Origin of the sequence: Corynebacterium sp. L4757, from assembly GCF_043673995.1 — a bacterium.
Lineage (GTDB): Bacteria > Actinomycetota > Actinomycetes > Mycobacteriales > Mycobacteriaceae > Corynebacterium.
Map to the genome: position 1 here is coordinate 28,612 of NZ_JBIMEN010000007.1, position 13,866 is coordinate 42,477.

12 protein-coding genes, 1 tRNA gene and 1 pseudogene are annotated in these 13,866 nt (G+C 55.2%); 7 read left to right on the forward strand and 7 right to left on the reverse strand.

Translation table 11 applies throughout. The features are described from left to right. Positions 1-55: 55 nt before the first annotated feature. Positions 56-1,003: a hypothetical protein gene (locus ACG98I_RS09455; RefSeq protein ID WP_394720308.1), complete on the forward strand. Its 948-nt coding sequence runs from the start codon at positions 56-58 to the stop codon at positions 1,001-1,003. A gap of 122 nt (positions 1,004-1,125) precedes the next feature. After that, positions 1,126-1,647 carry a hypothetical protein gene (locus tag ACG98I_RS09460; protein WP_394732559.1) on the forward strand — a complete coding sequence of 174 codons (522 nt, stop codon included), beginning with the start codon at positions 1,126-1,128 and terminating at the stop codon, positions 1,645-1,647. 94 nt (positions 1,648-1,741) lie between these two features. Here the strand turns inward: ACG98I_RS09460 and ACG98I_RS09465 are convergent. Further along, a pseudogene (locus ACG98I_RS09465) lies at positions 1,742-2,678 on the reverse strand (DUF1906 domain-containing protein). 239 nt (positions 2,679-2,917) lie between these two features. Between ACG98I_RS09465 and ACG98I_RS09470 the strand changes: the two are divergent. Both ACG98I_RS09470 and ACG98I_RS09475 read left to right on the forward strand, forming a co-directional pair. Further along, positions 2,918-3,076: a hypothetical protein gene (locus tag ACG98I_RS09470; protein ID WP_394720311.1), complete on the forward strand. Its 159-nt coding sequence runs from the start codon at positions 2,918-2,920 to the stop codon at positions 3,074-3,076. Further along, positions 3,073-3,762 (forward strand): DsbA family oxidoreductase, encoded by a 690-nt coding sequence (locus ACG98I_RS09475; protein WP_394720313.1) that lies wholly within the window; start codon positions 3,073-3,075, stop codon positions 3,760-3,762. The genes ACG98I_RS09470 and ACG98I_RS09475 overlap by 4 nt, the downstream gene beginning before the upstream one ends. Positions 3,763-4,540: 778 nt before the next feature. Here the strand turns inward: ACG98I_RS09475 and ACG98I_RS09480 are convergent. Next, positions 4,541-4,613 (reverse strand) — tRNA-Arg (locus ACG98I_RS09480). A 213-nt stretch (positions 4,614-4,826) separates the two neighbouring features. Between ACG98I_RS09480 and ACG98I_RS09485 the strand changes: the two genes are divergently transcribed. Continuing rightward, entirely contained in the window at positions 4,827-5,123 is a 297-nt protein-coding gene (locus ACG98I_RS09485; RefSeq protein WP_394720314.1) for a hypothetical protein, read from the forward strand. Between the two features lie 39 nt (positions 5,124-5,162). Here ACG98I_RS09485 and ACG98I_RS09490 read toward each other — a convergent pair whose 3' ends face one another. The 4 genes from ACG98I_RS09490 to ACG98I_RS09505 are packed head-to-tail and all read right to left on the reverse strand — an operon-like array spanning position 5,163 to position 7,575. Beyond that, complete coding sequence (locus ACG98I_RS09490; protein ID WP_394720316.1) at positions 5,163-5,447, reverse strand: glutaredoxin domain-containing protein; 285 nt, start codon at positions 5,445-5,447, stop codon at positions 5,163-5,165. Then, positions 5,448-5,984, reverse strand: a complete 537-nt coding sequence (locus ACG98I_RS09495) for a dihydrofolate reductase (RefSeq protein ID WP_394720317.1) — start codon at positions 5,982-5,984, stop codon at positions 5,448-5,450. A gap of 9 nt (positions 5,985-5,993) precedes the next feature. Further along, complete coding sequence (locus tag ACG98I_RS09500) at positions 5,994-6,806, reverse strand: thymidylate synthase (protein ID WP_394720318.1); 813 nt, start codon at positions 6,804-6,806, stop codon at positions 5,994-5,996. Positions 6,807-6,816: 10 nt separating this feature from the next. Next, on the reverse strand, positions 6,817-7,575 hold the full coding sequence (locus ACG98I_RS09505; RefSeq protein ID WP_394720319.1) for a 3'(2'),5'-bisphosphate nucleotidase CysQ: 759 nt from the start codon (positions 7,573-7,575) through the stop codon (positions 6,817-6,819). Between the two features lie 35 nt (positions 7,576-7,610). Here ACG98I_RS09505 and ACG98I_RS09510 point away from each other — a divergent pair, with 35 nt between their 5' ends. Both ACG98I_RS09510 and ACG98I_RS09515 read left to right on the forward strand, forming a co-directional pair. Then, positions 7,611-12,665: an ATP-dependent helicase gene (locus tag ACG98I_RS09510; protein WP_394720320.1), complete on the forward strand. Its 5,055-nt coding sequence runs from the start codon at positions 7,611-7,613 to the stop codon at positions 12,663-12,665. A 15-nt stretch (positions 12,666-12,680) separates the two neighbouring features. After that, positions 12,681-13,514: a DNA-formamidopyrimidine glycosylase family protein gene (locus ACG98I_RS09515; protein ID WP_394720322.1), complete on the forward strand. Its 834-nt coding sequence runs from the start codon at positions 12,681-12,683 to the stop codon at positions 13,512-13,514. A gap of 59 nt (positions 13,515-13,573) precedes the next feature. Here ACG98I_RS09515 and ACG98I_RS09520 read toward each other — a convergent pair whose 3' ends face one another. Then, the gene (locus tag ACG98I_RS09520; protein WP_394720323.1) at positions 13,574-13,801 is read right to left on the reverse strand and encodes a hypothetical protein; all 228 of its coding nucleotides are present in this window, start codon (positions 13,799-13,801) and stop codon (positions 13,574-13,576) included. Positions 13,802-13,866 lie beyond the last annotated feature (65 nt).

A 13,866-nucleotide genomic window follows, 5' to 3' on the forward strand; every position in this document is an offset into this window, starting at 1 on the left:
GCTATTCAAGGCACCGCATGCACACGGCATGCGGTGCCTTTGTAATATCTAAGAGGTGTCACAATCTTCTGGCTCTTCCACCGCAGCGCGGCGGCTCAAGCTCATCGCCGGCGTGCTGGTTGTTATCATCGCTGTCACGGCAACCTGGATAATCGCTCGCGCCACAGCGCCTAGTTCTCAAGAGTCAGCGAGTGGTGCCTCGAATACGGCGGAAAGCCACAGCGATGGGGAATCGGCAAGCGAAGCTCAATCTGACTCCGATGGCTCCACCGGCATTACTGAGTCTGATTTGAAATCTCTGGGTAGCGGTGCTGAAGAGATTGTCATGGATGAAGGAAAATCTCAGCTGACCTATGTGCGCCTGAGCGACGGGATGCATTTGGGCACTGCGAATGAGAAGCTAGCCCGTCCCGCGTTGAGCTTGTCCAAGCTGTATATCGCTGAATATGTTTTGGCGGAAGGCAGCGAGGAAGAGAAATTCCAGGCCCTCAACATGATTTCGACGTCCTCGGACGATATCGCCGAAGAACTCTTTAGTGCCTATCCCGAATCAATCGACGAAGTTGCCGCCGAGTACGGGTTGGAGTCCACGGAGTCAGCAAATCATTGGGGTAATTCGGTGACTTCTACCTATGACATAGTGAAGTTCATTGCGGCGATTAAAGATGAAAATCCAACGCACCCGATATTGGTTGCAATGTCACAGCCGGATGAGATTGCGGCGGATGGATATGACCAAGATTTTGGCACCGCAGATATGAATAACGTTATTGGTACCAAGTGGGGCTGGTCCAATAACCGCCAGGTGCACTCATCGGTGTCGTTTGGGCACAACTTTATTGTTGCTGCATCCGTTAATGGCTCTGCGCGCGACCTCACGCGATTGGTGCGCACGCAAGTATCAGGCAGCAAGCTCAAGGAAGCCACCACGTGGTTCCTTGATGACCCGGATGCTGAACCTTCCGAGTTACTTCCCGGTGAAACTTTTATCATCGATAACTAGTTAAACTTTTGGGGTAAATCATGCAACGCCCAGTTTAGGGCAGGGTATAGCATGTATTGGGCTAGAATGAAGCGTTAGAAGTATTCCCTTTTCGGACCCCTTTAAAAGATTGGATGAGACTGTTGAAGAAGATAGTTTCTGGTCTTGTTGCTTTTGCCGCTACGATGACCGTTGTTAGCCCTGCGCATGCAGTTTCCCACGAATTCGTTGGTGAAAACTGCAGAATTAACTTAACAATGACTGAAATGCAGATACTTAATATCTACAACCCTCTTCTGTTGGCGCCCGATGAAGTTGAGGAAGCTAGGGTTTACCAGCAGGAACAGCATTCTGAAGCTGAGTGGCGCCTTGAGAACTGGTCAGGTGAGGCTGTTGACGAAAATGGAATCCCTGTAAATGGTGGAATTTATGAATTTGATAAGGAAGCGCTTGAAAAGTACATCCAGATAAATGACGACTTTCTGAATGAGCTTGAGGCCTGTGGGGCTGGGCCAACAGAGGAAGATGACAAGGAGCAAGCTGAGAGCGTCAGTTCCTCAAGTGGGGAGGGCGCTGTTATTGCGGCGTTGTCTGGCCTGATGGGAGTTCTGGCCGGTGTATTCCTCGCGCAGTTGCCCCAAATTGCAAAGTTCTTGCGTATATAGGATTCAGGCAACGGATACTTATTGTTTGCTGAAAATGACGTAATCCTTCACAGGTGCAAGCTTTTGTGAAGGATTATTCCTATATTAACGTGATTTAGCGGCCGATGAGACCGCCAATCTGCTGCGCGACCTGGGTGGCTTGGTTAATTTGATCAGGGGTGACTGAAGAACCGCCAAGCTCCGTGCCGGAGACGGCGGAGCTGAGACCGTTGAGTAGTTCTGCCCCTGCGTTTGTGCCAGAATTTCCGCCGGTGACGGGGCCGCCGGCTTGGCCAGGTGTCCACTGGCCCCAGTCTTGGGCGTAAACGTTATTGATATCGACAACGACACCATCGATAGTGCGCTGCTGGCTTTGCGGCAGCTGGTGGATGGTGGTGCGCGGGTGAATACGTCCGCCGGAGCCCCAGTCATGCATCCAGTAGAAGGAACCGATGCCATCTTGGATGGCCCAATCAATCACGTTGTAGTTGCCATAAATACCGGTGCTATAGCCTGCAGCATGCAGAGCAGTCTGGAATGCAAGGAGATTATGGCTTGATGAGTGAGTCATATTGCTGTCGTGATGGATTGTCATCGATTGCGATATAGATTGGGCGTCCAGTAGGCCCGCCGGCAGCGCGGTGAATAGCAATCGCCTGTGGCGCGTGAACCGCAGCGCCCGCCGCACCCTGCTTCCAATCGGCGCTGTCAGCGCGTCCAAATTGGTATACGGAGGCCGTAGCTAGTCCCTGCGCTGACATCGCTTGGGTTTCCTTGAGTGTCACTGGCTTACCAGCCATCCATTGGGCGCCCGGACGCTTTTCAGAGACATAGCGTACTGCACCCAGGTGACTGGCGGACTTGATGGCTGTCGCATTTGGTACGCCTGCAGCATAGTCCACCACGGTGCCGAGAACTGGCCCCAAAGCCGAAGCACGGGAGGCATTTGTTGCGCCAACGCCAACGGCGAGGGTTCCTGCGGCGGCAGCGAATGCGCCGACTTTCATAATATTGCGGCGCGAATAGCGCGCGGCGCCCTTCGATGAATCCATACCCGACACGTTAAAACTCCTCACGCACCAGTGTGAATTCACTGGCATCACTTTAGAAACTTCCGTAACAAAACTTACCTTAAGTCCATGACATGCGAAAGGGGAGCGATAGCAGTACTTGATGTTGCGCGAAGGGAGGTGCTTTGCTGACGTGACAATAAAGTTTGTTTTGAGGGAACAGAACTGATCAGCTGGGCGTTGCAAATGGCAGAACCATTCTTATAAAAGATGGGAAGAAGATGACCAACAAAGACAATATTGATAACCATCCAGCAGCTAATGCTGCGAGCACGATGGGCGAATTAGAAGCACAAGAAACGCCACAACCTTTCGCTTTTCTTCAACCATTCGGTGAAGAAGGCGTAGGCGTATGCGATGTGGAAGGAAATTGTTCATGACCCAGGAAGAAGCCAACACCACTCCCGTAACCGTTGACATCTGGTCTGATGTCATGTGCCCATTTTGCTGGATGGGTGACCGTCATCTGGAGCTGGCGCTCGCGGAATTTGCCCACCGTGATGACGTGAAGATTACTTACCATAGCTACCAGCTGATGCCTGATTATCCGGAAGGACAGCCTTTGCCTTCTTCTGAAGCTGTGGCCAAGCAAAAGGGTGTTCCGGTAGAGCAATTTCAACAGATGAATGCTGGCGTTGCTGCACGAGGCGCGGAGGTCGGGTTGGACTACAACTTTGATCAGGCCTTGACTGTTAACTCTCGCCGTGCGCATCGTCTTTCGCACTTTGCTGAAAGCAACGGCGTGCAACACGAGGTTATCCAAAACCTATTTAAGGCACACTTCGCTAACGGTCAGAATGTTGAAGACCGCGAAGTGCTGGCTGATTTAGCTGCCGATGCCGGTCTTGACCGTGAAGAAGCTCTTGCCCACATGGACAATGAAGAACTCGACCGTGCCGTCCAAGCGGACATCAACCGTGCTCAGCAAATTGGGATCCAGGGCGTCCCATTCTTCGTTTTCAATAATAAGTACGCCGTCTCCGGAGCACAGCCGAAGGAAGTCTTCCAGCAAGCCCTGGATACTGTGTGGAACGAGCATGAGCAGGCGAGAGACACCGCCCAGTAATTCTTAGAAATTCCAACCATTGGGTGGCAGACGATCCGAATTTTCGCCTGCCACCTTTGGTGTTCCGAATATGCGTTATTTATTTTACTGGGACGATGAGGGCGACGGAAAGTTAGTATTTACTACGTCGGCTTTCAACACGTCCGCCGGAACGGGCCCGTACCGACGACATACCGCCTTCTTGGCCAAGATCGTCGTTTCCCCATGATCCCTCACATTTGATGGCGTAATCATCTCTCCAGTGGGGGCGGCGATTTCGGGGGTCGCTTGGTTGTTTGGCGCGCCCTCGGGAGGCTTTCTTTTTTGGAGCTTCCTCAGCTACGTGAGTTGATTGGACTTGCATGATGCCGGGAACTGGAGCATTGGGATCCAATCGCAGCTCGAGGTCCCATTTCGTAGCAGGGCATCTAGTTCCCGGTGACCGCGGGAGATCATGTAGAGATACTCGTTTCCGTTCTGCGCGATAATCTACGATCGCCGCACAGTTTGGGCAAAAGTACTTGTCTTTGCCTAATGCCCTCGTGATGACTCGTTCCATGTTGAAAATCTTAGAAAAATATGGGCACCTCTGCATGGGGATTCAGCTTTTATTACCCAAATATTTTTTAAGTTTTTGAAGGCTGGATAATAGAGCCCTTGGAAGGGCGTGCAACGTGAGAAGTTAACTATGCTCAGTGCACGCAGAATCCATTGTGTGGAGCAGATACCATTTCTTAATGGAGTGGTAACTGTCTGTTTCGTGGCCTAAGCCACGACCATTTCCCCAAATGGGAATTTGTGCCCCGGATAGGAATCGAACCTACGACACCGGCTTTAGGAGAGCCGTGCTCTATCCACTGAGCTACCAGGGCAGGGCCGTTCACAGCTGTTTGCGCGTAAAACGCTGCAGGACGCTGTGAACGTCTCTAGATTACCCGAGGTCCATTGCGAGGCTAAAACCGGGATACAAACATCGAGGAAATATCGTCTGCTGTTGCGTCAGAGGGGTGTGATATTTGGCGGCAGGCATACTTCGGGCTTGAAAATTAACGTATCAATCACGCAGGTGCGCTAGGTTGATGGGTATGACACAACATGACACCACGGGCGGAAAAGAACCACGGTTTATCGACGTACAGCGTCGCGAAATTTCGGTTCGGACTGTCTCAACAGCCGATGGGGTGGAGACCCTGGCAATCGAAAAGCTCATGCCAGGAGAAGAGCCAAAACGACTAATGCTGCTGAACAAGTTTGATGCTCAGCAACTCAAAGACACCTTGGATGAATATTTGAAGACCATCTACTCCAAGGAATTAGCAGGTCTTAATACCACGCTGTCCCCGAAAGATATGGTGGAACTGTTTGGGGAAGACGAGAATTAAAGTATTAAATCTCGTGGGGTGGAAGTGGAAGAAATCGTCCTAGGAGTTGAGTTCTTCTAGCTTTGCGCGGACGGCATCCGCTGGTGGATTGGTGGCATGAGTACCATCCGAAAACAGCACGGTTGGAACAATGCGGTTGCCATCATTGACGGACTTAATCCACTCATTGAGTTCCTCGTTGCCCTCAGCGCCGTTATCAACGTCAATTGCGGCATAAGGGGTGGAGGAAGAATCTAAATCAGCGCGTAGACGAGCGCAGAATGGGCACCAATCAGCAAAGAAAACGGTGACGTGTTCGGTGGTTTCAGGGGTTGCGATAGCCATTTAAGCGGCATCCTTTCGTTCATATCTAATAAATCGGTATTTCATTGGCAGCTCACTCGCCGGCTGATTCGGGATGGTCAAATGTCCCTTGTTAGAGGTTAACCACCCAGAATCCGCGGTTTGGCTAAACGCCTCGGGGATTTGCGGCGCATAAACTGCCTCTTCACCATACGCTTCGGCCACATTTACGCCCATGAGGGTGACTTCCAAAACATCAACATCATCAAGCGTGGAGGCATATAGCTGCCCGCCGCCCATAATCCAGCCTTCGTGGATTTCTGGCAGATGATTGAGCAACGTGGCACCCTCCGACCAAGAACCAGCGTCACGGGTGGAGAGCACGAAATTTTCACGACCCGGCAGGGGACGGAATTTCTCCGGCAGTGACTCCCACGTGCGGCGGCCCATGATGACGGGGCTGCCCATGGTTACTTCCTTGAAATGTGCCAAATCTTCGGGAACATGCCAGGGCATTACTTCGCCGTCGCCGATGATTCCGTCGAGGGACTGCGCCCAAATCGCACCGAGAAAACTCATGGGTTAATTCTAGACCGAGACTGGCGCCTTGATGGTCGGATGGGGATCATAACCTTCCAGCTCGAAGTCATCGAAGGTGTAGTCAAAGATGGACTTAGCCTTGTTGAGCTTCAACTGTGGGTAAGGGCGTGGCTCACGCGTAAGCTGTTCTTTCACCTGCTCAACGTGGTTATCGTAGATATGTACATCGCCGCCAGTCCAGATGAGTTCACCGACTTCCAAGTCTGCTTGCTGCGCGAACATGTGGGTTAGTGCGGCATAAGAGGCGATGTTGAATGGAACACCCAAAAACATATCTGCGGAGCGCTGGTAGACCTGCATGGAGAGCTTGCCATCAGCGACATAGAGCTGGAAAAGCAAGTGGCAGGGCATAAGCGCCATCTTGTCCAACTCAGACACGTTCCATGCGGAGACCAAGATGCGGCGGGAATCAGGGTTATTCTTCAGCTGGTCCATAACCCCCTGAATCTGGTCAATGTGCTGGCCATCCGGGGTAGGCCAGGAACGCCACTGCACGCCGTAGACCGGGCCGAGTTCACCCTTGTCATCAGCCCACTCATTCCAGATGCGGATCTTGTTTTCCTGCAGCCAAGAGACGTTGGATTCGCCGCGCAAAAACCACAGCAACTCACCAATGACGCCATGGAAGTAAACCTTTTTGGTGGTCAGCAGTGGAAAAGACTCACTCAAGTCATAACGCAGCTGGTGGCCAAAAAGAGAGCGGGTGCCAGTTCCGGTGCGGTCAGATTTTTCAGCACCGTTTTCTAAAACGTTTTTGAGCAGGTCTTCATATGGTGTTGCGATGGCAGCGGCAGAAGTCATGGGTGCCAGTTTAGAACCCAGAATTCGTTGCCGCGAACTGCGCTGCGTGGCTCAGTATTTCATCAGCCAATTCTGGGCGGCACACGACCAGATCTGGGATGTAGGTGTCCTCATTATTGAAGGTCATCGGGGTGCCATCCAGGCGCGAGCAGTGCAGCCCTGCGGCGAGGGCTACACCAACGGGTGCTGCTTGATCCCACTCATACTGGCCGCCGGCATGAATATAACCGTCATAATCACCGAGCAACACGTGCATGGCTTTCGCGCCTGCGGAGCCAATGCCGACGGCTTCATAGCCCATCTGATTGGTGATATATTCCGCCACCTGTGGTGGACGGTTGCGCGAAACCACGAATTTCCTTGATAGTGGACCTTTGACCGCGCGAACATCAGAAGACTTAAAAGTCACGCCTAAGTCAGGCAGACCAACCGCGGCATGAGCGGGCTTGCCATCAATGACCAGAGCGATGTGTACAGCCCAGTCCTGGCGGCCAGTAGCAAATTCTTTGGTGCCGTCGAGCGGATCCACAATCCACACGCGCTCCTTGCCCAGTCGGTCGAGGTCATCAACGGCCTCCTCAGATAAGAAGCCATCATCGGGGCGGTGTTGCTCCAGTACACGTGAAATCCATGATTGTGCGAGTTCATCTCCAGCATCACCTAATGCCAAGCCGCGGAGGAGGCCGCCTTTACGGACGCCTTTAAGAATTTCACCGCAACCTTCGGCGATCATATTGGTTAAGCGAGCATCAGAGAGCTGGACTGTCATAATTCCTAAGACTACCCATCGCGATACAGTAAGGCATGGCCAATAACATCCTGACGAAGTTCAAGCCCGCGGTTGCAGGCTGGTTTGAGGATGTTTTTAGTGCCCCTACGGATGTTCAAACCCAATCATGGGACGCTATTTCCCAAGGTAATAACGCTTTACTGGTCGCACCCACCGGTTCTGGTAAGACGTTAGCGGCATTTCTCTGGGCTTTGAATAACCTCATTGAGCGTGAGGGACAAACAACACTTTCGCTGCCTAATCAGGGTGAGAAATCTAGCACAGGCAGCGCGCAGGGCACCTCACATGGCGGAGTAAAAGTCCTCTATATCTCGCCGCTGAAGGCCTTGGGCGTGGATATTGAACGTAACTTGCGGGTGCCGCTGGCGGGTATCTCGCGGGTGGCGCAGCGCTTGGGAGTGGATGAGCCGGATATTTCCATCGGCGTGCGCTCCGGCGATACCCCGCAGTCTGAACGCAACCGGCAGCTGCGCAATCCACCTGATGTTCTGATCACCACGCCTGAGTCAGCGTATTTGATGCTGACTTCGAAAGCCGCGGGCATCCTAGCCTCCGTAGACACGGTCATCATTGACGAAATTCATGCGATTGCCGGTTCCAAACGCGGCGTTCACATGGCGTTGACTTTAGAGCGCCTGGCGCAAGTAGCAGGGGAGTTCCAACGCATTGGACTTTCTGCCACCGTGCGGCCTTTAGAAACCGTTGCTAATTTCCTCGGTGGCGGGCGACCCGTTGACATCATCGCGCCGCCAGCGAAAAAGAAATGGCAGCTTGATATCCACGTCCCCGTGGAGGATATGTCGGACCTGCCCACACCTGAACCCGGCTCCACCATTGGGGAGATGACCATCGATGATCCGCTGGGCATTACATCCACGGACCCGGGTACAGCAGCGGATTCGGCGCTGCCGGTGGCAAGTTCGATTTGGCCATTCATTGAGCAATCGGTCTATGAGCAGGTGATGGAGCATCGCTCCACACTGATCTTCGTCAATGCCCGTCGCACCGCTGAGCGCTTGACCTCACGCCTGAATGAGATTTGGGCATCCATCCATGATCCGGAGTCACTGTCCCCGGAAACCCGGCGTGACCCGGCACAGCTGATGAAGCAGACCGATGTCGCCGGTAAAGCACCCGCGGTCATCGCGCGGGCACACCATGGTTCGGTGTCTAAAGATGAGCGAGCCATGACAGAGTCAATGCTCAAAGAGGGATCGCTGCGCGCGGTAGTTTCCACCAGTTCTTTGGAACTTGGCATCGATATGGGCGCTGTGGAGCTAGTCATCCAGATTGAATCTCCACCGGCGGTGGCATCGGGCTTGCAGCGCATCGGGCGCGCCGGGCACGTAGTTGGTGCCACCAGCCATGGTGCTTTCTATCCCAAGCACCGCTCAGATCTTCTCCAAACCACGTTGGTGGTGCAGAAGATGGTGGAAGGCGGAATCGAAAAGCTCCATATCCCTACCAACCCGCTGGATGTGTTGGCGCAGCACACGGTAGCTGCTGTCGCCGCTGCGCCCGAAGGGCTGAAAGCTGATGACTGGTATGACACCGTCATCAAGGCCTGGCCTTACCGGGATCTGGCGCGCGAGGTCTTTGATTCCGTCATTGACCTGGTCTCCGGGGTTTATCCATCAACTGATTTCGCAGAATTGCGTCCCCGCGTGGTTTATGACCGCATCACGGGCATGATGACGCCACGCCCAGGTGCCCAGCGCGTGGCGGTGACTAATGCCGGCACCATTCCGGACCGCGGCATGTTCGGAGTATTTATCGCCGGAGGCGAAGGTGCTCCACGGCGCGTGGGTGAGCTGGATGAAGAGATGGTTTATGAATCGCGCGTGGGCGATGTATTCACCCTGGGCGCGACGTCCTGGCGGATTGAGGACATCACGCGCGACCAGGTCATCGTCACGCCCGCGCCGGGACATACCGGCCGGTTGCCTTTCTGGTCCGGTGATTCAGCGGGCAGGCCTTATGAACTTGGCCAAGCCATCGGGTCTTTTCGGCGCGAAGCGCATGCGAACCCGGAGCTCATTCACCACACCGATGCGTGGGCAAAGGATAATCTGCGCGCCTTCTTGGACGAACAACATGCAGCGACCGGTTCCATTCCTGATGATAAAACCCTGGTCATGGAAAGGTTTAAAGATGAGCTAGGGGATTGGCGCATCGTGCTGCATTCGCCTTTTGGCCGTGGCGTGAATGCACCGTGGGCACTGGCTGTGGGCGCACGGGTGGCAGAACGCACCGGCATGGATGCCCAGGCCGTAGCCGGCGATGATGGCATTGTGCTGCGACTGCCCGAAGGAGAATCTGAGCCGGATGCTTCTCTCTTCGCCTTCGACCCGGATGAGATTGAAGATATTGTCACCGAGCAGGTCGGCGGCTCCGCACTCTTTGCTTCCCGCTTTCGCGAGTGTGCTGCCCGCGCGTTGCTGCTTCCGCGCCGCCATCCGGGCAAGCGCTCACCCCTATGGCAGCAGCGTCAGCGAGCGGAGCAATTGCTGGATGTCGCACGCAAGTATCCGTCTTTCCCCATCATTTTGGAAACCGTGCGCGAATGCCTCCAGGATGTCTATGACGTCCCCAGCCTGGTCGACGTCACCCGCGACATCACCCACCGAAAGGTGCGAATTGCCGAGGTCACCACGGAGCAGCCTTCGCCTTTCGCGTCCTCGTTGCTGTTTAATTACACCGGTGCCTTCATGTATGAGGGCGATAGCCCGCTCGCCGAAAAGCGTGCAGCGGCCCTGGCGTTGGACCCCGCCCTTTTGGCCAAGCTTTTGGGCACCGTTGAGTTGCGTGAGCTGCTCGATCCAGAGATTATCGCTGAGGTGCATGCGCAATTGCAGCGTACCGATGCCTCCCGTCGCCCTCAGACCAGTGAGCAAGTCGCTGACATGTTGCGGGTGATTGGCCCAGTACCCCTTGATGAACTTGGTGAGCACACCGATGTGCCACTGCCGACGCTGCACCAGCAACTTGGCCACCGCATCATGGAAGTACGCATCGGCGGGCGTATGTATCTTGCCCAAGTCCAAGATGCCGCATTGCTTCGCGATGGCCTTGGCATTCCCGTCCCACCGGGTATTCCTGCGCAGGTTGAGACCATTAATGACGCCTTGGATCAGCTTGTGTCACGCTGGGCACGTACCCGCGGCCCGTTCATCGTGCGTGAGCTTGCCGATGCCTTTTCTCTCTCCATGTCCATTGCCCACACCACGCTGACCCGTATGGATTCTGTGATTGAGGGACGCTACCGCCAGGGCGTTGATGAAGTGGAATACTGCGCCAATGAAGTTTTGCGCGTTATTCGCTCACGTTCTTTGGCGCGTGCCCGCGCGCAAACCGAACCGGTCTCGCCCGCGACCTTCGGGCGTTTCCTACCGGATTGGAATAATGTCGCTCCGGTGATCGAAGGGGCCACCGGCAATATGCGCCGACCCACCTTGCGCGGTGCTGATGGCGTATATGCGGTATTAGAACAGTTAGCTGGCGTGCGCCTTCCGGCCTCTGCCTGGGAATCCATGGTGTTGCCCTCACGTGTGGGCGATTATTCACCGATCATGCTTGATGAGCTGACCTCCAATGGTGAGGTGCTCATTGTCGGCGCTGGTAAAGCTGGCTCTTCCGACCCGTGGGTGATGCTGTTGCCTGCGGACTACGCCGCTGGCCTGGTCCCCATCCAGGATGATGAGATTTCAGGTCTGACGGGCTTACAAGAATCCATCCTGGCGCTATTATCACGCGGCGGGGGATTCCTCTTTGCTGATATTTACCGGGATATCTCCCGCGGCAGTGGCGATGTCAGCACGAGCGAGCAACGCGGACTCGATGTCGGCGTCGCGCCGGGCAGCGATGCACCAAGCACTGACCAGGTGCGTGAGGCACTGTGGGGTTTGGTGGAAATGGGCCTGGTCAGCCCTGATTCCTTCGCGCCAATCCGCACGCGCCTGTCAGCGCATGGTTCAGGACGCACTGCGCACCGGGCCAAACGCCGTCCGCAGCGCTCCCGCTTGCGCATGGGGCGTACGTCCTTTGCCCAAACCCAGCGGGCGAATCCAACTCCGCCGGATATGAATGGCCGTTGGGCACTGACTATCCCTGCGTCTCATGATGCAACAGCACGTTCGGCGGCACAGGGTGAGGCCTGGTTGGACCGCTATGGCGTGGTCACGCGCGGTTCAGTGGTATCCGAGGACGTGCTGGGCGGGTTCGCGCTGGCCTATAAGGTGCTCTCTGGTTTTGAGGAATCCGGTAAAGCAATGCGCGGCTATGTTATCGATGGTTTGGGCGCCGCTCAATTTTCCACCCCGGCCGTGATTGATCGTTTGCGCGGGCTTTCCGATTCCCCAGATATCTCCGGCTGGCCATCGGGAACCACCACGCCCGATACGGTGGTGCTGGCTGCCTGCGACCCAGCGAACCCTTATGGTGCTGCGCTCCCGTGGCCGCAACAAGGACCTTCGCGTGCTGCGGGCGCACTCGTTGTACTCATCGATGGCCTGTGCATAGCCCACCTCACCCGCGGCGGCAAAACTTTAACAACGTTCTTCGACCAGCTCCCTGAAGGAATCGATCACGCCCAAGCACTCGAGTACACCTACCGCGCGCTGATGGCCCTGATTTCCGCCGGACGGCTGAGCCCACTGGTCATTGAAAAAGCTAACGGTGCTTCCATCTTTGACGCGGCGATTGCCAACCAGCTCCGTGCATTCGGCGCCGGCATCAGCCCCCGCGGAATTCGCCTGGCCGCCAAAGCCGCCGCACCACGCACCCCGATGAACTCCAATACCCCCGACACCCCGCACTGGGATACCCCAAGCTGGGGTGCCGAAGACCCCGGTGGCTCCGATGACACGGATGCCACCGATGTCGCCGATGAGCATGATCTCGCTGAACACAAGGCCGAACGCGAAGCCCCACGCCGCGGCAGGAGTCTTAGCGAAGCCCTCGAAGAACTCAGCTTCGATGACCCGCCGAGCGAGGAGAGCTCCCAGGGCTCAGGCCCGATGCGCCCGCGTCGGCGCGGTCCCATGCTACCTCGTGGGCGGGGCAGGCGATAGCTAGAATGATTAGTTATGCCTGAGGGAGATTCAGTCCTACAACTGTCCAATAAGATGCAGTTCATGGTCGGGCGCGAAGTCATTCACACCTCTATCCGTGTGCCACGCTACGCCACCGCCACGTTTACCGGCGATCACTGTGAAAATGTGTGGCCCTATGGCAAGAACCTATTCATGCAATTCGGCGAGCAGATTCTGCACACGCATTTGAAGATGGAAGGGCAGTGGACTATTCACTATGCGGGCGATAAGTGGCGCAAACCTGGGTTCAGCGCCCGCGTCGTGCTGCGTCTAGCTAATAGCCCGCGCGATATTGAAATAGTTGGGCACACCTTAGGTCATGTCGAGGTGTACCCGATAGAAAACTATTATGACCGCATTTCTGATCTTGGGCCAGATATCTTGGATGAGCAGTGGGAATCAACCGGCCGCGATGACGCAATCGCACGGATCCTTTCTCGGCCAGAACGCTCGATTGGCGCGGCACTGCTTGATCAAAAGAACGTGGCTGGCATAGGCAATGAGTATCGCGCCGAAGCCTGCTTCATCGCAGGGCTTCACCCAGCAGCCCCCGTGCATCTCATCGGCCCAGAGCAGGTAGAGAAAATCGTGGACATCTCTCATCGCATCATGTGGGCGAATAGAAACTCGTCGGTGCGAGTAACCACCGGTGTGCGGCGCGCCGGGGAGACCACCTACGTCTTCGGACGCAATAACAAACGCTGCCGACGCTGCGGAAACATCATCTATACCGATCGACTTGGCGGACCTGATGCCGGCGGTGAAGAGGGGGAGCTGGAGCGCATTATCTGGGTTTGTCCGCATTGCCAGCCGCGGCGCAGCGTTTAGCGACGACATCCTTGACGCGGCGTTTAAACGCCGCGTGGGAGTAGTCCGAGGTGTGGGGATTAGTCTTCGGACTTTTCCTTTTCTTCTCGGCTGAGCTTTGCTATCCGTCTCAGATTTTCTTCAGCATAGAATCTTTCATTAATGGCCCGCAGGCGGTCGAGCTCTGCGCGGCGTCTTCTTTGCTTGAATTCCATATACAACAAGGCTGCGAGCACGATGGACATGATGATGATCGCGGAAATGATGAGCACGCCAGTCCAACTGAACAATTCTTCAGTAGTAAACACTGAATACCCCTCCTTGCATGAACGCCTCGAAGTGAACCGCCTCACCTATTAAGTTTGAGATTAGC